The sequence below is a fragment of the Stenotrophomonas sp. STEN022 genome, from assembly GCF_056760155.1.
Genome location: NZ_JBRREG010000026.1, coordinates 1 through 20434, shown reverse-complemented (window position 1 = coordinate 20434; position 20434 = coordinate 1). Strand labels below are relative to the sequence as shown.

The 20434-nt window shown below is 61.5% G+C and carries 13 protein-coding genes and 1 pseudogene; 5 read left to right on the top strand and 9 right to left on the bottom strand.

All coding sequences use genetic code 11. The annotated features are described in order from the left end of the window. Positions 1-65 precede the first annotated feature (65 nt). Both ACVOMF_RS07675 and ACVOMF_RS07670 read left to right on the top strand, forming a co-directional pair. The gene (locus ACVOMF_RS07675; protein WP_481508747.1) at positions 66-752 is read left to right on the top strand and encodes a response regulator; all 687 of its coding nucleotides are present in this window, start codon (positions 66-68) and stop codon (positions 750-752) included. A 23-nt stretch (positions 753-775) separates the two neighbouring features. Further along, on the top strand, positions 776-4435 hold the full coding sequence (locus tag ACVOMF_RS07670) for an ATP-binding protein (RefSeq protein WP_481508746.1): 3660 nt from the start codon (positions 776-778) through the stop codon (positions 4433-4435). Positions 4436-4492: 57 nt separating this feature from the next. Here the strand turns inward: ACVOMF_RS07670 and ACVOMF_RS07665 are convergent. The 8 genes and pseudogenes from ACVOMF_RS07665 to ACVOMF_RS07630 all read right to left on the bottom strand — a co-directional run. Next, positions 4493-5518, bottom strand: a pseudogene (locus ACVOMF_RS07665) (protein-glutamate methylesterase/protein-glutamine glutaminase); the annotation flags it as partial. Then, the gene (gene cheD, locus ACVOMF_RS07660; RefSeq protein WP_481508745.1) at positions 5515-6114 is read right to left on the bottom strand and encodes a chemoreceptor glutamine deamidase CheD; all 600 of its coding nucleotides are present in this window, start codon (positions 6112-6114) and stop codon (positions 5515-5517) included. The pseudogene ACVOMF_RS07665 and the gene cheD, both read right to left, overlap by 4 nt. Beyond that, complete coding sequence (locus ACVOMF_RS07655) at positions 6111-6956, bottom strand: CheR family methyltransferase (protein ID WP_481508744.1); 846 nt, start codon at positions 6954-6956, stop codon at positions 6111-6113. The genes cheD and ACVOMF_RS07655 overlap by 4 nt, the downstream gene beginning before the upstream one ends. Positions 6957-6969: 13 nt before the next feature. Further along, entirely contained in the window at positions 6970-9129 is a 2160-nt protein-coding gene (locus tag ACVOMF_RS07650) for a methyl-accepting chemotaxis protein (RefSeq protein ID WP_481508743.1), read from the bottom strand. Positions 9130-9615: 486 nt separating this feature from the next. Further along, positions 9616-11988: a methyl-accepting chemotaxis protein gene (locus ACVOMF_RS07645; protein ID WP_481508742.1), complete on the bottom strand. Its 2373-nt coding sequence runs from the start codon at positions 11986-11988 to the stop codon at positions 9616-9618. A gap of 83 nt (positions 11989-12071) precedes the next feature. After that, positions 12072-12455, bottom strand: coding sequence for a hypothetical protein (locus ACVOMF_RS07640; RefSeq protein WP_481508741.1), 384 nt, complete (start codon positions 12453-12455; stop codon positions 12072-12074). A gap of 123 nt (positions 12456-12578) precedes the next feature. After that, positions 12579-13070 (bottom strand): chemotaxis protein CheW, encoded by a 492-nt coding sequence (locus tag ACVOMF_RS07635; RefSeq protein WP_481508740.1) that lies wholly within the window; start codon positions 13068-13070, stop codon positions 12579-12581. A 297-nt stretch (positions 13071-13367) separates the two neighbouring features. After that, positions 13368-14135: a flagellar brake protein gene (locus tag ACVOMF_RS07630; protein ID WP_481508739.1), complete on the bottom strand. Its 768-nt coding sequence runs from the start codon at positions 14133-14135 to the stop codon at positions 13368-13370. A 351-nt stretch (positions 14136-14486) separates the two neighbouring features. Between ACVOMF_RS07630 and ACVOMF_RS07625 the strand changes: the two genes are divergently transcribed. The 3 genes from ACVOMF_RS07625 (at position 14487) to ACVOMF_RS07615 (ending at position 17810) form a co-directional block, all read left to right on the top strand. Further along, positions 14487-15239, top strand: a complete 753-nt coding sequence (locus ACVOMF_RS07625; protein WP_481508738.1) for a class I SAM-dependent methyltransferase — start codon at positions 14487-14489, stop codon at positions 15237-15239. 119 nt (positions 15240-15358) lie between these two features. Beyond that, on the top strand, positions 15359-16381 hold the full coding sequence (locus ACVOMF_RS07620; RefSeq protein ID WP_481508737.1) for a GNAT family N-acetyltransferase: 1023 nt from the start codon (positions 15359-15361) through the stop codon (positions 16379-16381). A gap of 34 nt (positions 16382-16415) precedes the next feature. Then, a complete protein-coding gene (locus ACVOMF_RS07615; protein ID WP_481508736.1) occupies positions 16416-17810 on the top strand; it encodes an FAD-binding oxidoreductase in 1395 nt (464 codons plus the stop codon). Positions 17811-17974: 164 nt separating this feature from the next. Here the strand turns inward: ACVOMF_RS07615 and ACVOMF_RS07610 are convergent, their stop codons facing one another. Then, a complete protein-coding gene (locus ACVOMF_RS07610) occupies positions 17975-20206 on the bottom strand; it encodes a methyl-accepting chemotaxis protein (protein WP_481508735.1) in 2232 nt (743 codons plus the stop codon). Positions 20207-20434 lie beyond the last annotated feature (228 nt).

Genomic DNA, 20434 nt, shown 5'->3' with positions numbered 1-20434 from the left:
GGCCAGCATGCTGTCCGGCTTCTGATTGGTGTTGCTGGGCTTTGCAGTGTAGAGGAGTTGATTCGGTGAAATGGTCAATCATGGCGCCACTCCGTGTTGCGGTGTTGGACGACCACTACTTAATACAGATGGCATTGGAGCTGCGTTTATCACGCGAAGCAGATATGAAGGTTGTTGGCGTCTACTCAAATAGCCGGGATCTGCTTGCTGCATTGGGTGATACTCCGGCCGATCTGCTGGTGCTTGACTATGCGCTTGGTGCAAGTGAACTGGATGGCTTGCATCTTATCGGACTGATACGACGCCGATTTCCAACGCTTTGCATACTTGTTTCTTCCTCCGCGGAGTCTCCTTCCGTCGTCAATCTGTCGCTAAGTGTTGGTGCAAACGGATTTTTTGGAAAGTCAGAAAGCGCTGAGTTGTTGGTTGATGCTATTCGCAAGATTGCGTCGGGCGAGACCTATGTATCACCCGGGTTGGCCTATCGCCTGGGGCGACAGCCGTTGGCCGCAGGGCGTCCATCTCCCGATGTCAAAGGCGCGCAGCGCCTGCTGAATGATCCTTCACTCTCGCCCAAGGAGCGTGAGGTGCTGCGCTGCTGTCTGGACGGGATGTCAGTTTCGCAGATATCGCGCAAATTCATGCGCAGCATGAAGACTATCAGCGGCCAGAAACAAGCCGCATTTCGCAAGCTTGGGGTTCGTACCGATGCAGAGCTGTTCAAGCTCCAGCACAGCCTCGCCACCAGTTGATTGAACTTCCGGGTATCGCAACCATGCCGCACATCGTGTTGGGGCGTCGCTTCCTACTGGCGGCATGGCTCCTTGGCGCCCTGCTGATGCTGGCGGCGCACTCCGCTCTGGCTGCCAACGACGTGGTCAGGGACGTGACGTTGCTGGCTCGTACCAGCATTCCAAGTGCTGCCCTTGACCTGGGCAAAGAAGATGCAGCCTGGGTGCGCGCCAAAGGTGTCCTGGTGATGGGCGTTGCCTCGCCAAGCTTCATGCCACTGGAAGTGTTCTCGGGGAATGACTGCTATGAAGGGATCACTGCCGATGCATTCGGGGCGATCGGCGAGATGCTTGGTGTGGAGCTGCGTGTTGTTCGCTACCCAGACAGGGCGGCAGCCTTGCGTGCACTTGAGCGTGGTGCGGTCGATATGGTTGGTAGTGCCAACAACTACGAGTTGGCCGGGCATGGGGTGCGTTTGACGCAGCGCTATGTTGAAGACATGCCGGTACTCTACGTGCGAAAGGCGGAACGTCGGCGCATGCCGCCAGCACTTGCTGGTATGCGTATTGCGGTGGCCGAAGACTATCTCCCACGGGTACAGATAAGCGATCTGTATCCGGATGCGGTCATTTCCAATTACCGATCGCGCGAGCAGGCGTTGGCCTCGCTGGCGTTCGGCAGCGCGGATCTCTATCTGGGAGACACGGTTTCCAGCAACTACCTGGTAAATCTCAGCTACTTCAACTATGTTCGGACGTTGGTTGCGCCGCGCATAGATACCGGCGGGTTTGCGTTCGCCGTGCATGAGGATGCGTTGACCTTGGAACGCGTCGTGAATCTTGCGCTCAGCAAGCTGCAACAGACTCATGGAAGCGATATTCTGAAGCGCTGGTCCGGTGGCGGTGGTATCGTGCCCTCAGCACGGATCGAGCTGACGCCTGCCGAGCAGCGCTGGATGAATGACAATCCGGTCGTGCGATTCGCTACCAGCAACGACACGGCGCCGCTTTCCTATTTTGATACCGATGGGCGTTTCAGTGGCTTGAGCGCTGACATGATGCGTGCTATCTCGCAACGTACCGGTTTGGAGTTCGAGCCGGTCAGGGTCTCGCGGCTCGATCAGCAGATGGCAGCGCTCGAGGCGAAGACGGCGGACGTTACCATGTTGATTCCAACTGCTTCGCGTGCGCAGCGTTTCACTTTTTCCAGGCCGTTCGTGCAGACTTCCTTCGGCATAGTTACCCGTGAGGAAGCTGGTAGCCCGGTGTCACTGTCTGATCTGCGCGGAAAGCGGATTGCGTTGCCAGCCCACCACGCTCTGAGGGAGATGCTGTTGCCTGCATCAGACTATCGTTTCATCGAGACCGATACCTTGGCTGCTGCCATGGACTTGGTCAAGGACGGCAAGGCGGACGGCACTATCGCATTCCTGCCAATGGCGCTCTATTACACATCGGTGCTGCATAACGAGAAACTGCGTGTATCTGATGTGGTTGAAGATACACCTGCTTGGCTGGCTATCGCCACGCGCAAGGACGAGCCGGAGCTTGCCAGCATCATCGACAAGGCGATGTTGCTGATTCCCCCAGATGAGGTGGATATCTTCCAGAACCGCTGGCGTCCGCGTCCGGATGCATCGCCGGCAACGTGGACCGACTTCCGTGCACTGATCTACAAGATCACCGCTGGAGCACTGCTTCTGATCCTGGTGTCGCTTATATGGAATGTGCACATCCGTTCGCAGTACCGTCGTCGCCAAGTGGCCGAGGACGCGCTTGGTGAGCAGTTGAGTTTCATGCGTTCCTTGATCAACGGAACGCCACATCCAATCTACGTTCGCGACCAGCAGGGGCGTCTGGTGACCTGCAACACCAACTATCTTGACATGCTGGCGGTTACCGAGAAGAAGGTGCTCGGCAAGACATCGATGGAAGGTGCGAAGCTGGACCCGTTTGAAGCCCAGAGTTTCCACGACGACTATCTGTGGGTGATGGCCAACGGCAAGCCGCTGGAAGTGGATCGCACGCTGCACCTGCCAGGTCGGGTGCTGAGCATCTACCACTGGATTTACCCATACTTCGATTCGCAAGGGCAGGCGAAAGGAGTGGTCTGCGGCTGGATCGATGTGAGTGACCGTTTGCATCTGATGGAAGAGCTGCGCCGTGCGCTCGACGCCGCTGACCAGTCGAGCCGGGCCAAGACCACCTTCCTGGCGACCATGAGCCACGAGATACGCACACCCATGAGCGCCATCATCGGTATGCTCGAGCTTGCGCAGAGGCATGCCGATCAGGGGCGTCTCGATCGGGCGGCCATTGCGGTTGCATATGATTCGGCACACGGTCTGCTGGAGTTGATCGGTGACATTCTGGACGTGGTGCGCATCGAGTCTGGCCACGTCAGCCTAAGCCCCAAGCGTGCAAATCTGCGCGAGATGACCGAGTCGGTTGTGCGGGTGTTCAATGGACTAGCCCGGCAGAAGGCCTTGCATCTGATAGTGGAGCTGGACCCAAGCGTGGATCGTGATGTGTCGATAGATCCGATGCGGTTCAAGCAAGTGCTGTCCAATCTTGTCGGCAATGCCATCAAGTTCACCGATCGTGGGAAGGTCACGATCCGGGTCAGCGCTGTCTCGGTGGGAAGAGCGCAGCTGGGTCTGCAACTTGAAGTTTCAGATACCGGAATAGGCATCGCAGATGCTGATATCGCGCGCCTGTTTGATCCCTTCGCGCAGGCCGATCACGGCCACAGCACGCGCGGTGGTACCGGTCTTGGTTTGCCGATATGCAAGTTCCTGTGTGAGCTGATGGGGGGAGATATATCCATCCGCAGCAGGCTTGGCGAAGGCACGTCGGTGGTGCTGAATCTGCCGTTGGAGGTACTGCCTGCGATTCCGGGAGCGGCCGAAGCTGTGCAGACGGTGGATGCCAAGCACCCAAGCTTGAAGGTACTGGTGGTTGATGACCACTCTGCCAATCGCAGCCTGTTGACCCAACAGTTGGTATTTCTTGGGCAGCGCGTACGCAGCGCATCCGACGGGCGTGAAGGCCTTGATTGTTGGCTTGAGGAACGCGTCGATATTGTCGTGACCGACTGCAACATGCCGGTGATGAATGGCCATGAGATGGCAAAGGCCATTCGCCGGCATGAAAAAGCTGCTGGCTTGCCGCCTTGCGTGATCATCGGCTTCACCGCCAACGCGCAGCCGGAGGAGCGGGCCAAGTGCATAGCCTCGGGCATGAATGATTGTCTTTTCAAGCCGGTCAGCCTCAGCACGCTTTCCAGCATGCTGGTTGCGCTGGGTGAGGCTGCCGATATCGGGGCAGCAGAGCCGCGTCTGCAACAGATCCAGGACATTGCCGCGACGCTGCAGGAGTTGACCGGAGGTGACGCTGCGATGACACGTAGTCTGGTCGTTGAAGCGCACAAGAGCTTCGTACGTGACCTGGCCGAGCTGCTGGCTTTGCTGCCACGATTCGAACCGAAGGGGATGTCCAACCTTGTCCATCGCATCAACGGTGGCGTGCGTCTGTTGCAGGTTACGCATCTGATGGAGATCTGCGAACGAATTGAGCTTCTTTGTGAACAGCCTGAGGTAGAGCTCGGCGAGGTCACAGCAAACGCACGGTTCATTGCGAGCGAACTGCCCGAGGTCATCGCGGTGCTGGCTGCCATGTGTAGGCGCCAAGCGGAGGCCAGATAGGCCGGTGTAGCCCCTCAGGCCCCGGGTTAAGCCCCCGGCGGCGCCAAAAAAACCCGCGGCGATCCTGTCCAACGGCAGTACTTCGTCGGCGGCACCCAAGCGCACGGCGCTACCTGGCATTCCCCATACGACCGAGCTTGCTTCGTCCTGGGCCAAAGTGGTCGCACCGGCCTGTTTCATCTCCAGCAGGCCGCGAGCGCCATCTTCGCCCATGCCGGTCAGGATCACTCCAACTGCATTGGCGCCGGCATTCTGTGCAACGGAGCGGAACAGCACATCGACCGCGGGCTTGTGCAGGTTGACAGGCACGCCGTCGTCAACCCGGCATCGCCAGCGCGCACCATCGCGTATCACCCGCAAGTGGCGACCGCCAGCGGGTAGGTAGGCATGGCCGGGCAAAATGGCTTCACCGTCGCTGGCTTCGCGTACCGACATCGCCGAGTGACGATCCAGACGCTCGGCAAAGGCGGTGCTGAAGCTGGCCGGGAGGTGCTGGGTCATCACGATGGCGGGCGCATCGGCTGGCATCATCTCGAGTACCACGCGCAGGGCTTCGGTGCCGCCAGCTGAAGCACCGATCGCGATCAGGCGATCGGTAGTGCGGAAACCGAGACTGTTGGCGCTGGCCGGCCGCTGCGGCAGCCGACGTGGGCCGCCGGCGATGGTGCGTACCCGCGATCGGGCCGCCATCTTCACCTTGCTGCGGATTTCTTCTGCGTACGCGTCCAGGCCGCGGGCGACGTCGAGCTTTGGCTTGGCGACAAAATCCACAGCGCCCAACGACAAGGCCTGCAGGGTGGTATCGGCGCCGCGCTCGGTCAGCGACGACACCATCACCACGGGCATCGGGTGCAGGCGCATCAGATTCTCGAGGAAGGCCAAGCCGTCCATGCGCGGCATCTCGACGTCCAGGGTCAGCACATCGGGGTTGAGCCGTTTGATTTTCTCGCGAGCCAGCAGCGGATCGGCGGCGGTGCCTACAACTTCGATGGCCGGGTCGGCGGCGAGGATCTCGGTCAGCACCTGGCGGACCAGGGCCGAGTCGTCGACGATCAAGACCCGGCAGGGTGCCTGCAGGCTCATTCAAACAACTCCACGCCACCACTGACCGGGGTGTGCGACAGGCGGGCGCGAACGGCGGTTTCGGTGGCGACCACTTCGGCATCGTGGGCATGCGGCAAGCGCTGCACCACTACGCGACCGGTGATCGGGAAGAACCAGATCTTGCGCGGATGAATGCCGCATAGATCTTCAGCAACAATCGGGATGTGCTCAGCACGCAGGTACTGGCGCACGAACTCGGCGTTGCGGGTGCCCACCGGATTGCTGGTGAAGCCCTTGAGTACGTTGGCGCCACCGAACACCTTGGCTTCCAGGCGTTTGCGGTGGGCGCCGCGCTTGAGCAGGTCATTGATCAACAGTTCCATGGCATAGCTGCCGTAACGTGCGGGCGCGCCGTCGCCTACATTGCCTTCTGGCAGCAGGAAGTGGTTCATGCCACCAATGCCGAGGATGGGATCGCGGATGCAGGCCGCCACACAGGAGCCGAGAATAGTGGTCAGCGCGGTATCGTCGTCCACCACCAGGTACTGGGTTGGCAGCAGCTTGGCGGCAATCGTCTGGAAACGGGTGTCGCGGTAACGCATCACCTCATCGGGGTAGTGCTGCGGGTTCTTCATGCGCCATTCCTGCGGCTGCGGCGGTACAAGGTGCGGCCGCACGGCTGGATCAGATCGGCTGCGTGCAGGTAGTTCTCGGAATGACCGGTGTAGAGCAGGCTGTCATCGTCCATGTGCTGCACCAGCCGCGACAGGATGCCGCGCTGGGTTGGCTTGTCGAAGTAGATCATGACGTTGCGGCAGAACAGCGCATCGAATGGGCCGCCCACGTCGTAGCGGTTGGCCAGAAGGTTGAGCGGACGGAACTCGATCAGGGCGCGCAGGGCAGGGACTACCCGGCACTTGCCTTCATTGGGACCACTGCCACGCTGGAAGTAGCGACGCTTCATTGCCGGGTCCAATCCTGCGATACGGTCCATCGCGTAGACACCCTGGCTGGCGGTGGCCAGCACCTGGGTATCAACGTCGGTGGCGATGATGCGCACCGGCGGAGTCATCGATGAGAACGCCTCGCAGGCGGTGATCGCCATGGAGTAGGGCTCCTCGCCAGTAGAGGCAGCGCACGACCACAGCTTCAGCGGCGCACGTGACGCACGCGCCTGCAGTTCCTCGCGAAGCTTGTCGAAATGATGCGGCTCGCGGAAGAACGAGGTCAGGTTGGTGGTGAGCGCATTGGTGAATGCCTGCCATTCCTCGCCGCCGTGCTGTTCCAGCTGGTCCAGGTAATCCTTGAACGAGCGCAGGCCCAGGTTGCGCAGCCGCCGCGACAAGCGGCCATAGACCATGTCGCGTTTGGCCGGCGCCAGTGCGATGCCTGCACGCGCGTGGATCAGCTCGCAGACGCGGCGAAAGTCACGGTCGTTGAACTCGAAGTCCCGCTCGTTGCTGTCCATATCGATCATGGGGTCTGTGCGCTCAGCTGGCCAAGGCCAGGGTTTGTGACGGGTTTGCCACGGCAGGCTTGGCACTCAGCTGGAATACCGCCACTGCCTCGTCAAGCAACGTGGCCTGTTCTTCCATCGCGCGCGCAGCGGCGGTGGCTTCCTCCACCAGGGCGGCATTCTGTTGGGTGGTCTCGTCCATCTGCATGACGGTCTGGTTGACCTGCTCGATGCCGGCAGACTGTTCCTGCGAAGCGGCGGAAATCTCGGCCATGATGTCGGTGACGCGTTGTACCGCGGTCACGATTTCGCCCATGGTCGAGCCGGCCTGCTGCACCAGCTGCGAGCCTTCGTCCACGCGCTCGACCGAGTCCTCGATCAGCGTCTTGATTTCCTTGGCGGCAGCCGCCGAACGCTGGGCGAGGGTGCGGACCTCGGCGGCAACCACCGCAAAGCCGCGACCTTGTTCACCGGCTCGCGCGGCCTCGACCGCAGCGTTCAGTGCCAGGATGTTGGTCTGGAAGGCGATGCCATCGATCACGCTGATGATGTCGGCGATGCGGCGTGAGGACTGCTGGATCTGACCCATGGTGGTGACGACTTCGTCGACCACGAGACCGCCGCGCGAGGCCACGCCGGCAGCACCGATGGCGAGCTGGTTGGCCTGGCGGGCGGACTCCGCGTTCTGGCGAACGGTGGAGGTCAGTTCCTCCATCGAAGCAGCGGTTTCCTCGAGGTTGGCAGCCTGCATCTCGGTGCGGCGCGAGAGATCGGCGTTGCCGGTGGCAATCTCGCCCGCGGCCAGATTGATGCTGTCAGCCGACTGCTGGATGCCCGAAACAATGCCTGCAAGCTGGGTGACGGTGCTGTTGGCATCTTCACGCATGCTGGCGAAGACACCCTGGGCGTCGCCGCTCAGTTTGACGGTGAGGTCGCCATCGGCAAGCGCCTGCAATAGGCGCGATACCTCGCTGAGGTTGTCGTCGCTGACCTGCATCATGTTGTTCAGTGAACGGACCATGGCATGGAAGTCGTGTTCGAAGCGGTCCTCATCGCCGCGCTGGCTGAAGTCGCCGGCAGCTGCTGCGCCGCCCAGGCGCTTGATCTCGCTGTTGATGGCGGCGAGGTTGCGCTTGATTGCGGCCATTGTGTCGGTGATGACGCGCTTGTCGCCCGGCAGCAGCGGCATGTCCTGGCTGAGGTCACCAACGGCATATCGCTGCGCCAAGGCGATAACCTGCATTTTCACGTCGATGTGATTGCTGACCAGGACGTTGGTTTCTTCCACCATTACCCCGTAGTCGCCGGGGAAGCTGCTGGAATCGATCCGATAACGGATCATGCCGGCATCGTGCTGGCGTGCCATCTCGGCCTGCGCACCAATCACCGCGCGCAGTTGGTCCTGCATGTGCGACATGCTGCTGAGCAGCTGGCCAGTCTCGTCCTTGCTGGGCGCAGCGATGCGGTTGTCCATGCGGCCGTTGGCAATGGCGGTGGCGACGGCGGTTGCGTTGCGCAGCGGCAGTACGATGCGGTTACCGATGATCCAACTCAGCGCCAATACCAGCAGTACCAGCACACCGCCAGCGACCGTCATGATTGCGGTGAATTTCAGGGCCTGAGCTTGCAGGTCGTCCATGTAGACGCCGCTCGATACCACCCAGTTCCATGGGGTATACATCCCGGCATAGGCGAGCTTGCCGACCACACCATCCTTGCCTGGTTTGGCCCAGCTGTAGGCAACGTAGCCACCGCCCTTGCGTGCAGCCTCGACCTGGTCGTAGTACAGGCGCACGCCATCCTCGCCTCGGAAGTCCTTCATGTCCTTGCCAACCAGATCGGCACGGAATGGATGCATCAACAGCACGTACTTGTTGCTGTAGATGTTGAAATAGTTGACGTCGCCGTCGGAGCGCATCTTCTGTAGCGCGGCCATCGCGTACTTCTGTGCGTCTTCCAGCGGCATAGCACCGGTTTCTGCTTCCTTGGCGTAGTGGTCGAGCACGCCGTAGCTCATTTCCACCTGGGCACGCAGCGCCTCCTTGCGGGTCTCGTACAGGTCCAGGTACTGCATGCGCGCCGCGATGACCGACAAGGCGATGACGCCAATGACGATCAGCGCGGTCAACAGGTTCAGCTTGCGCCTGACCGAGATATTGGAAATGTAGTTGTTCCAGAGCGAGGAGATAGTCATCGAATCCGCCGGTTACCTTGCGGTATCAGCGCTGCGTGAAGGGATAACGGGTTATCGGCCGGAAGGGGCGCGAATTGAGGGGCAGGACGTGAGCGGCTGGCGGGAGCAGTTGATCCGTTCACGTATGCGAAGAAGGGCGACGGTTTCTGTGGCAGCTGTTTGTGGGAGCGACGTCAGTCGCGAAGCTGGCAGTGTTTGAGGTGCCGTGGTCGGTCGACTTATGGCGTGGCAGATTCGCGGCTGGTGCCGCGCGCAGCAGGAGCGGATCAGGCACCGAGCTTTGCTGGAGTTGTTGTAGGGCCTGCGTCAGCCGCGAAGCCGTTGGTGCTTGAAACGCTCGTGTTGCGCCGACTGATGGTGATGTGGCTTCGCGGCTTGCGCCGCTCCCACAAGAAAAAAATCCGATGCCAGGGACTGGCATCGGATTTCGGGTGACTCAGTTGCCCGGGTTGGCGGCATTGCCGTCAACGCCGAGAAACCTGCTGATTAGAACTCCTGCCAATCCGAGTCGGCGAGTTCAGCTACAGCCGTGCGTGCGCCTGCGGTGCGACGACGCGGTGCCGGTGCTGCTGCCTGGACGGCAGGGCGGGGCGCCGGTTCACGTACGGAAGCCGGGTTGCCGGTAACTGCAGCGCCTTCTTCCAGCTGGAACACGGATACCACGCTTGCCAGCTGCGCAGCCTGCTCTTCCATCGAGCGGGCCGAGGCAGTGGCTTCTTCCACCAGTGCGGCGTTCTGCTGGGTGGTTTCGTCCATCTGCACGATGGTCTGGTTGACCTGCTCGATACCGGCGGACTGTTCCTGAGAGGCAGCGGAAATCTCGGCCATGATGTCGGTCACGCGCTGCACCGAGGCGACGATCTCGCCCATGGTGGTGCCCGCCTTGCGGACCAACGCCGAACCATCGGCGACCTTGCCGACCGGGTCGTCGATGAGGCCCTTGATTTCCTTTGCCGCACCCGCAGAACGCTGTGCCAACGTACGAACTTCCGAGGCTACCACGGCAAAGCCGCGACCCTGTTCGCCAGCACGTGCGGCTTCCACCGCAGCGTTCAAGGCCAGGATGTTGGTCTGGAAGGCGATGCCGTCGATGACCGAGATGATTTCAGCGATCTTGCGCGAGGACTGCTCGATCTGGGTCATGGTGGTCACCACTTGGCTGACCACTTCGCCGCCCTGCGAGGCTACCGAGGCAGCGCCGATGGCGAGCTGGTTGGCCTGGCGTGCCGACTCGGCGTTCTGGCGCACGGTGGAGGTCAGTTCCTCCATCGACGCAGCCGTTTCTTCGAGGTTGGCGGCCTGCTGCTCGGTGCGACGGGACAGATCGTTGTTGCCTGCGGCAATCTCGGTGGCAGCCGAGTTGATCGACACCGACGACTGCTTGATGCGGCCGACAATGCCGGTCAGCTGCTCGGCGGTGGCATTGGCATCGTCACGCATGGTGGCGAATACGCCCTGGTACTCGCCGTGCATGCGCACGGTCAGGTCGCCGCGGGACAGACCCGACAGCAGGGCGGAAATCTGCTCCAGGCTGCTGGCATTGGCGTCGAGCAGGCCGTTGATCTGGCTGGCCAGCTGCAGGAAGAAGCCGTCCTTGTCTGCGGTCTCGATGCGGCCGCTCAGGTCGCCGGCGGCGGCAGCCTCGATGATGCGCGCAACTTCCTTCTCGACCTGGGCTTCGGTGCTGCGATCGCGCCACTCAACGACGTGCCCAACGGCGACATTGTTGTCGTCGCGGATCACCGAGATGGTCTGTGCGAACTCGGCATCCCCAAAACGCATCTCGCGCTTGAATACGCCGTTCTTATCCAGCGCTTCCAGCACCTTGTTGTCGACTTCGCCACGGTGTTCAAGCGCGGTAACCGGTTGCCCGATCAGCGGCTTGGAGGTGTCGTAGTGACTCAATTCAGTGGTGATCTGCTCGCTGTACTGGTCAAGCGTATCGAGCAAGGCGCGGTTGGCGTAGACGATGCTGAGATCGTTGTTTGTCAGGTACACGCCGGTTGAGGAATAGTCCAGGGCGGTACGGATGCGCAGATTCTCGTTGGCGACGATCTGCTCGCGCTCGATGCGTTCGCGCAGGTCGCGCTGCATGCGCTGCATGGCACGCAGCAGGTCGCCTACCTCGTCGGCACGGGACAGGTCGATGGTACCGTCCAGCTTGCCGCTTGCAACCTCATTGGCCACATCCACCGCACCGCGCATTGCGTTGACCAGCGAGCGGGCGAACAGCCAGATCAGCGCCAAGCCGGCAGCGCCACCGACCAGAACGGCGATGATGATCAGCAGGGCCGACGCGCGATAGGTTTCCGCGGCCTGTTTGGCTGCGGCTTGGGCTCGGGTATTGTCGTTTGCAGCAAGCGCTTGCAGTGCCGCATAGGCCTTGCGGTGCAGATTGCGGGTTTCGCCAACGAAGGTATCGATGGCGTCATCCGGCAGGTCCAGTGCCAGCATCTCACTGACCGCGTCGTATGAGGCCGCAGTCTTGCCCCAGTCGGCGACAAACGTGTCGAAGAGTTTCTTCTGCTCCGGGCTGTCGATCAGCTTTGGATACGCGGCGATGGTGGTATCGATCTGCATGCGCAGTTCGGTCGCGCGGGTTTTTGCGTCGGCTTTTACGTCGTCGCTGGCGCGGATCAAACTCTGATAGGACGCGTTGCGATACTCGCTGACCATACCGCTCAACTCACCGGTGGTACGGAGGCTGGGGGTACGCTTCTCAGCGAGGTCGGTGGTGGCGTTGTTCAGTGAGTGCAGGCCGCGATACGCGACGACGCCCTGCAACAACATGACGAACAGCACGACGCCGAAAGTCAGCATCAGCTTCGGTTTCAGTTTCAGCGAATTGATCCACTGCATCTTGCGTGATCTCCGGGAACAGGCCCCGCCATGTCACGGGCGCGGGGTGACACGCCGGCTGAGCCGGCGTGACGAAAGGCGGATTACTTGATGTTTGCCAGCTTCAGGTTGGCCGGCGATGCCACTTCGATTTCGGCGCGCGACGCGTCGCGCTGGATCTTGCCGATCACGCAGACGGTCTTGCCTTCCAGGGTCTCCAGCGGGAAGCCGAACTTGCTGCGGTTGCTGCCGGCGATGCGCGCCGAGAAGGTGTGGCGCGGGAACATGCCGCCCATGTGCAGGAAGGTCGGCTGGCCTTCGGAGCCTTCGGCGTAGCGGGCCTTCTCAACCTTGCCACAGACCATGCCGTCCTTGCCGGCGAAGCGCGCGGCGGTTTCCGGCGGGATCATCTCGGCATCGGCGGCGGCGTCGAACGCGACGGTCGCCAGTACGGTGGCAGCAAACAGCGGAAGTACGTGCTTGTACATCGGAAACTCCGGGAAGGGATTGGGGGCCGGTCGGGGAGGACAGGCATGCAATGGCTATCGGCCTGCGGATGCCGCGCTTGAGTTGCATGCGCGAAAATGTGATCGGCTTTGCGAAACGGCTGTTCAGGCCGCTTCGTTGGCAGCGCTCGGTTGGCCGAGGTCGGCGGTGTCGAGCAGGGTCTCGATATCCAGCAGGATCAGCATGCGATCGTCCTGGGTGCCGATGCCGGAAATGAACCGGGTATCGACGGCGGCACCAAACTCCGGGGTCGGGCGGATCTGCTCTGCGTTGAGCGGGATAACGTCGGAAACGCTGTCCACGACGATGCCGACAACGCGGTCCTCGACGTTGAGCACGATCATTACGGTGAAGGCGTCATAGCGGGCTTCGTCCAGGCGCAGCTTCAGGCGCAGGTCGATGACTGGCACGATGGTGCCGCGCAGGTTGATCACGCCCTTGATGTAGTCCGGTGCGTCTGGGACGCGGGTGACTGCGTCGTAGCCGCGGATTTCCTGCACCTTGAGGATATCCACGCCGTAGTGCTCGTTGCCGAGGGTGAAGCTGAGGTATTCGCCACCGGTGGTGTCGGCGGAGGTGCTGCGGGAGTCATTCATGGCGGATCCTGGTCCTGGCGGGCTGCCGATGTGATGCGGCTGAAGCACCGGTATCGGCGTTGTGGCAAGGGACTTTAGGAGGCCAGCGGGAGAAGCCCCGATGTGATTCGGCGTCGAGGCTGAAATGTGCGATGCATCAAGTTTCAGGCCGCCAGTTTTCCGTCATCTCGGAGGCCCTGACAGCGCCGTTCCGACCTGGACACCGCCTGCGGATGCAGGCGGGGTTGTGCGCGGCTTTGGGCGGAGAAAGTGCCGTCGTCCAGGGTTCAAATTCGGATGTCCGCCAGGGTGTCCACCTCAATCGCCATTGCTGCGTGCCTTGCGTAAACGATCAATGCGGAAGATATAGCGCTGGATGCTGTTGTCCGCGCCGCGCGGCAGGTCGTCGAAGCGCAGCCCGATGCGGGTCATCTCCGTGCCATTGGGCTGCTTCTGTTGGCGCAGGTTGCAGACCACCAACGGGGTTGGAATCGGGGCGCTTTCAGGGATCTCCAGCAGGCAGTTGTAGCGGTTCTGCAGCTTGAGCAGGTTCTGATCGGGCGGCAGCAGCAGTGCGATGCCGCCGGCGCTTATGTCCAGCACCCGCCAGCGAGTGGCCTCGCCGCCGTCTGGGTCAGGCAGCACGCAATACGGCGAATCGCCAACCGGGGTCTCCAGTCGGTAGAACTCGCGCCGCTGCAGGTGATAGACCTCTTCCGGCAGTGGCACTTCAAAGGCGACATGGCCGTCGCGCTCGATACGTCGATGGCCTTCCAACTGGAAGCGCACCGTGACCTTGTCTACCTGGCCGAAGCAGAGCAGGTCGTTGGCGGTCTCGACCGTGCGGTTGATCGAGGGCACCGGGCTGGCATCCAGTACGAGGTGGCGCATGTCCACGTCCAATACCGCTGACGGGAAGGCCTGGTCACGCCCGTCCGGGTGCACATTGATCATCGAGCGTTGATCGATCATGGCCTGCAACAGGTGCCGCACCTGATGCGGGTTGCGCACCATGTAGCGGTCGTCGGCATACAGGTTGCCGGCGTGCGGGGAGGGCGTCGGTGCGGGCGATTCTTGGTCGGGCATGGACACGGTTGCGGTTGGGTCGATGATCGGCGCAGCGCTGATCAATGCGCTGCAAAGTGTGATAACGGCCGCCTTTTTAGCATCTTTAGCCGGACTGTTACGAGTTCCGCCATGCATCGGGGATTTGCCGACAGCGTTAAGGTGTTTGGCCGCTGTGGAACAACTGCCTTGCAGATAATCGAAATAACACTTCCATGCCAGCTTGATGGCGGCTGAATGTAGGTTTCATCTTTGAGAGTTTTGTGTGAAATATCGATGATTTGTGAGATCTATCACTGTTCTGCATATTGCGATCCCTGAGCATCTGCGACTACTTCCACCGCAGTACCCTCATAAGCAAGGGAACAGCAGATGAGCAAGGAAGCAGCAGATCAGTTCGATCAGTTGGGAGCGCTCTATGAGGACATGGCGACATGGCCCTTCCGCAAGTACATCGAGACACCAAGCGTGTTCGCTGCGCTGGGGCGGTTGGAAGGTTTGGATGTCCTCGAGTTCGGCTGCGGTAGCGGCTACTACTCACGGTTGCTGAAGCGTGCCGGCGCACGCATGGTGGTCGGCTATGACCTTGCCGAAGGCATGCTCGATTATGCGCGTCGTTGCGCCCAGCGCGATGCGCTGGACATCAGTTTCTGCTCCAGTTTGGAGGAGGCTGGCAATGCGGCGTTCGATGTAGTGCTGGCGGTCTATGTGCTGCCTTATGCCACGACGCTGGCTGAGCTCGATCAAATGGCGGCGCAGATGCTGGCGCCACTACGTGCGGGTGGCAGGCTGATTGCCCTGCCCATCCACCCGCAATACGCACCTGCGCCCAATTATTACCAAGGCTGCGGCTTCATGCTGACGCCGGATGACAGCACGCAGCCACATCGCGAAGGTGGGCGCCTGCGTCTGGATCTGCGCTATCGCCAGTACGACGCCAGCGTGCACGCCTGGTACTGGTCGCAACAGGCAATTGAGGCGGCATTGCGCAAGGCTGGCGCGGACGCGATCCAATGGTCCAATCCAACGCTCGCGGCCAAGCACGATTTACCCGAGGTGCCGCCAGCACTGCAGGCGTATGTGCATGAGCCACATGCGGCAATCATCGGGTGTCGCAAGCGCTAGCTGCGATTGCAAATAGATAGTGTTTTCCGGCGACCGCGGAGTTGCCGCCAATGAACCAACTATTCGTTCCTGCCCCCGGCCGAACATCCGGGGTGCTGAGCGATCCTGAGGATCAGGTAATGTCCATTGAAGTGGAAGTGCGACTTTCCATCGAAGCGGTGGATGAGACTGAGTACCGTGCCTTCCATCGGGAGAGTCAGGCTTCTTTTTTCTACGATTGGCGCTTCCTGCGCGCCGCGGAGCACTCACCGTTGCTGGCGATCAACGGCGCGTTCTATCTGCTGGCACGCACTGATGGTCGTTTGGTAGGGTTCTTGCCTGCCTATCTGCAATCAGTGCATACCGTCGATCCGTTCGGGTTGCTGGCGCGGACTGCGGGAATAGAGAGTGACCGCGGCCAGAGCGCGCTGTTCAGTCATGTAATGCACTGCTTTGACAGCGAAGTGATGGCGTTGCCTGGTGCCGCCGTCGAGGCAGCACTGGTGCGCGCCTTGAAAGCGCTGGCAGTTTCTCTGCACGCGCACTATGTGGGGGTTCTGAACGTGGCGCACGAGCCAGCACGACAACAGCTGGCGGAGCAGGGTCTGGAAGTTCGTTATCTGGTTGACAGGTATTTCATGGACATGAGCCGCTTCGATGGGTTCGACGCGGTACTGAAGGCGCTGCCCAGGGATGGGCGCTATGAGATGACCCGACAGTTGCGCAAATTCGCTGCCGCCAACGCGCAAATCGGGCTGCACGCTCCGCCTTTCGATCAGCGCCTGGAGCAGTTGACCGAACTGTGTCAGCAGACCACTGCGCGCAACGGCACCCCGCAGTACTTCCCTGCGCAGGCGCTGGCCCGTTTCGTGCGGACCTGCGATGGGCTGGTGCGGCTTGTGCTGATTGAAGACAAGGGTGTGGTCGTGGGCGGACTCATCTGCTTCGTTGATGGTCCGCTGATGTGCATCTGGTCGGCGGGCATGCGTTATGACCTGACCGAGTACAGTCCCTACACGGTCAGTTTTGCGTATGCCTACGAGTGGGCATTGGCCGCCGGTGTGCGCACCATCGAAGCTGGGCGTTTGAACGCGCGCATCAAGACCCGCCTGGGGCTGCAGCCCCTGCCGCTGTATTCGGCGACCAGCATTGTGGCCGCTTGAGTTCTATCCGTTTCGCCACTCCAAGGGAACTGACATGGGCACGCTGCATCCGAAGATTCTTCCCGACGACTTCTGCGCCTTCTCGCAGACGCTGGAGGGCAGGGTCAGGTCCCGTCATCACGCCGAGTACGCCAGCTGGTATTACAGCACCGCGTGGAACAAGCGTGATTTTGAGCGCTATCCGGAGTACATCGTCCGCGCCGCGTCCATCGACGATGTAGTCAAGAGCGTCAACTTCGCCCGCTCGCACCGGCTGCGCGTAGCCTTGAAGGGATCCGGGCATAGCTATGCTGGCAGTTTCTTCCACCGTGGTGGCGTATTGCTGGATCTGTCAGCGCTGAACATGATAGACGTGGATGCACAGCACGAGCGGGCAACGGTTGGGCCTGGCGTTACCAGCGGCATGCTATCCGATGCCCTGGCACCGCATGGGTTGGCGTTTCCAACCGGCCATGGTAGCAACGTAGGATTGGCGGGCTTCCTGCTCGGCGGCGGTCTGGGCATCAACTGCGATGCATGGGGTGGCATGAGCACTTTCAATGTCATTGCAGTGGATGTGGTGACTGCAGACGGACGATTGCTGCATGCCAATGAGACCGAGAATGCCGAAGTGCTGTGGGCGGCGCGTGGTGGCGGTCCGTGCTTGTTCTTCGCGGTGGTTCGTTTCCATCTGAAGGTATGGCCGAAGCCGAAGGCAATCCTGGCACGCAGCTACCCGGTGGATGCGGTCAACCTCAAACATGTGCTGCGGGCACTGTGCACGCGGCGCGATGATCCGCGCATGCAGATCATGGTGGCGCTGGGTGGTGCGGAGGGATTGCCTGCAGCCTTGAGCGCCAGCGTCTTCTGCGACGACATGAGGCAGGCCACCGTGCTGCATGAGGCTTTGCGCGCGGATGTGGATCCGTGGGTGGGGGAGTTCGGTGAGCGGGCGCTGGGCAGCTTCGACCCCATCTATGAGCAGACCCAACAGGCCATGGTCAGCAAGCGCTACCGGGCCGACAACATCATGAGCGACGCGGTGGAGCAGGTCGCTGATGCGCTGCTTTCCGGCATGCGGGCCCGGCCTTCGCCGAGGACGTTATCGCTGGTGATCATGCGGCCGGAGCGCGGCTATGGCGACGCGGCGTACTCGTTGCACGGGCGGATGTCGGTATCCACCTACGCGCAGTGGAACGACGAGGACGAGGACGAGCTGAACCGGGATTGGCTGCGCGGCGTATACGACGAGCTGGCCCGATTTGCGACCGGCAGTTACATCAATGAGTTCGACCTTGAGACGCGCTCGCAAGAGGTAGCCAGTTGCTACTCGGAGGACAGCTGGTGGCGACTGCAGCGGCTGCGCCAGCGCTATGACGCGGCGGGTGTCTTCCCGGGTGTGTCGGTGCTGGGGGCGGACGTCGCAGAGCGCGAGTATGTCGCGGGCTGAAGCGTGGCGGTAACCGGAGGGATCGCTGCAGGGCGACACAAGGAATCTGGCTGACGCAAGGATGGGCAGATGCTGTACGGCGTCAACAACGCGCAGCGGAACGCCATGGCGCCCGACGATGGCGAGCAGAACCAAAGGTCCTGCCCGCCATCTCCATCGCTGGCTTAGAACTCCTGCCAGTCATCCGTGCTGGCAACCGGTGTGCGGCTGGCCGGCTTGGGGATGGCGCGCAATGCTGGCCGTCCACGCGGCGGCGCCGCGCCTGGGCTGGCAGCGACCTTGGCCAACGTTGCACTGACCGAGCCAGCCAGTCGGAACTGCGCGACCGCCTCGGTGAGCTGGAGCGCCTGATCCTCCATCGAGCGTGCTGCGGCGGTGGCTTCTTCGACCAGCGCAGCATTCTGCTGGGTGCTTTCGTCCATCTGCATGACGGTCTGGTTGACCTGGTCGATACCGGTGGACTGCTCCTGCGAGGCAGAGGAGATGTCAGCCATGATGGTGGTGACGCGCTGCACCGAGGCAACGATCTCGTCCATGGTGTTGCCGGCGTTGCGCACCAGTTGCGAGCCCTCGGCGACCTTGTCGACCGAGTTGTCGATCAATCCCTTGATCTCCTTGGCCGCTGCCGCCGAACGCTGCGCCAACGTGCGAACTTCAGAGGCAACCACCGCAAACCCGCGACCTTGGTCGCCGGCACGCGCTGCTTCCACCGCTGCATTGAGGGCGAGGATGTTGGTCTGGAAGGCGATGCCATCGATCACGCTGATGATGTCGGCGATCTTCTTCGACGAGGCTTCGATCGCGCTCATGGTGGTCACCACCTGCCCAACCACGCTGCCACCCTGTGCTGCGACCTCGGCGGCACCGCGTGCGAGCTGATCAGCCTGGCGCGCATGCTCTGCATTCTGGCGTACGGTGGAGGTGAGTTCCTCCATGGATGCAGCGGTTTCCTCCAGGTTGGCCGCCTGCTGCTCGGTGCGGCGTGAGAGATCATCGTTGCCGGTGGCGATTTCGCTGGCCGACAGGCTGATACTGCCGCTGGCCGCCTGGATACGCGAGACGATGCTGGTCAACTGATCCATGGTGGCGTTGCCATCGTCACGCATGCGGGCAAAAACCCCGCGGAAATCGCCTTCCATGCGCTGGGTCAGATCGCCCTGGGCAACCGCCTTCAGCAGCTGCGAAAGGTGTCCAAGGTTGTCCTCCGTGGTCTCCATCAACGAGTTGACGCCACCGACCATGTCGCGGAAATCGTGCTCGAACTGGTCTGCATTGCCACGTTGGCTGAAGTCGCCGGCCGCGGCTGCATGGGCCAGGCGCTTGATTTCGTTGTTGATCGTCGAAAGGCTGGCTTTGGTGTTGTCCATGGCCTGGGTGATGGCGGCTTTCTCGCCAGGCAGACGATCCATGTCCACCGACAGATCGCCACGGGCGTAGTGGCGCATCACCTCGACGACCCGCATCTTGACGCCGATGTGCTGCGCAACCAGCGTGTTGACTTCGCGCACCATGCGTCCGTACTCGCCGGGGAAGCGGGACTCGTCAATGCGGAAGCTGATCGTCCCCTGGTCGTGTTCGCGCGCCATCTCGATCTGTGCGCCGATAACGGCCTTCAACTGGTTCTGCACGCGCTGCATCGATGCAAGCAGGGCGCCGACTTCGTCCTTGCGGCTGCCGTCGATGCTGCTGTCCAGGCGACCATTGGCGACATCGTCCGCGGCGCGTAGTGCATCGTTCACCGGACGCACGATGGCGCGCACGATCACCACGCCCAGCGCGACGGACAACAGGCCGAGCAACAGCATGCAGACGATGATGGCGGTAGTGCTGCGTGTCTGCGCAGCCTTGGCTGCTGCGACTTCCTTGTCCAGTACCGAGGCAACGTGACCGCTGAGTTTCTCCACCGCGTCGAACAGGTCGCGGCGGCTGACGCGCGATTGATCGTTGGATATGGTCTGGGCCAGTTCGGATTGACCTTCGTTGATCGCCTTCTCAATCAAGGCATGCGCACTGAAGTAGGCCTCCAGCGTCTTGCCCAGTTCGGCGTACAGACTCTGCTGCGTGCTGTCGGCGGGCAATGCTTCGTACTGCTTGCGGTGTTCGGCCAGTTTCTGCCGCTGTTCGATGATGCGCTGGTTGTACTCGGCAACGAAGGCTGGCTCGTTCAGATGGGAAAGCTGGGACAACTCGGCGATGCGGATCTCGGCCAGATCCGCACGCATCCGCTCCAGATACTGCACGGCTGGCATGTAGCGGGTGCTGACCTGGTCGAGCTGGGCGGTGGCCTGGTGCAGGCGCTGTACGGCAAAGCCGCCCATGGCGAGGGTGGTCAGCGTGGTCAGGGTGAAAGCAACTGCGAGTTTTCTGGCGATGCTGAGGTTGCGAAAGAACTCCATCTCTGACTCTCCGGATCGACTGCAGATATGGGCGCTGCGCAGGTCGCTTTCCAACCGTCTTTCGCACAGCGTAGTGTCTACGCCGCAAGCCTATGCGGGCGTTGTCATAGCCGATAAGGGGTCGTCTCAGAAAACGGAAAATAAAGCACGCTAAGCCGGTTGCAGCGGCCGTAGCGGCCTGAACTTGCCCGCGCCGATCTTGGCGCTGCTGCGCCAGAGGTAATCGCC

Coding starts and splice junctions, on each gene's coding strand:
- ACVOMF_RS07650 (WP_481508743.1), bottom strand. CDS start 9,129: ATGACTATCTCCTCGCTCTGGAACAACTACATTTCCAATATCTCGGTC.
- ACVOMF_RS07630 (WP_481508739.1), bottom strand. CDS start 14,135: ATGCCCGACCAAGAATCGCCCGCACCGACGCCCTCCCCGCACGCCGGC.
- ACVOMF_RS07645 (WP_481508742.1), bottom strand. CDS start 11,988: ATGCAGTGGATCAATTCGCTGAAACTGAAACCGAAGCTGATGCTGACT.
- ACVOMF_RS07640 (WP_481508741.1), bottom strand. CDS start 12,455: ATGTACAAGCACGTACTTCCGCTGTTTGCTGCCACCGTACTGGCGACC.
- ACVOMF_RS07615 (WP_481508736.1), top strand. CDS start 16,416: ATGGGCACGCTGCATCCGAAGATTCTTCCCGACGACTTCTGCGCCTTC.
- ACVOMF_RS07620 (WP_481508737.1), top strand. CDS start 15,359: ATGTCCATTGAAGTGGAAGTGCGACTTTCCATCGAAGCGGTGGATGAG.
- ACVOMF_RS07635 (WP_481508740.1), bottom strand. CDS start 13,070: ATGAATGACTCCCGCAGCACCTCCGCCGACACCACCGGTGGCGAATAC.
- ACVOMF_RS07610 (WP_481508735.1), bottom strand. CDS start 20,206: ATGGAGTTCTTTCGCAACCTCAGCATCGCCAGAAAACTCGCAGTTGCT.
- cheD (WP_481508745.1), bottom strand. CDS start 6,114: ATGAAGAACCCGCAGCACTACCCCGATGAGGTGATGCGTTACCGCGAC.
- ACVOMF_RS07670 (WP_481508746.1), top strand. CDS start 776: ATGCCGCACATCGTGTTGGGGCGTCGCTTCCTACTGGCGGCATGGCTC.
- ACVOMF_RS07655 (WP_481508744.1), bottom strand. CDS start 6,956: ATGATCGATATGGACAGCAACGAGCGGGACTTCGAGTTCAACGACCGT.
- ACVOMF_RS07625 (WP_481508738.1), top strand. CDS start 14,487: ATGAGCAAGGAAGCAGCAGATCAGTTCGATCAGTTGGGAGCGCTCTAT.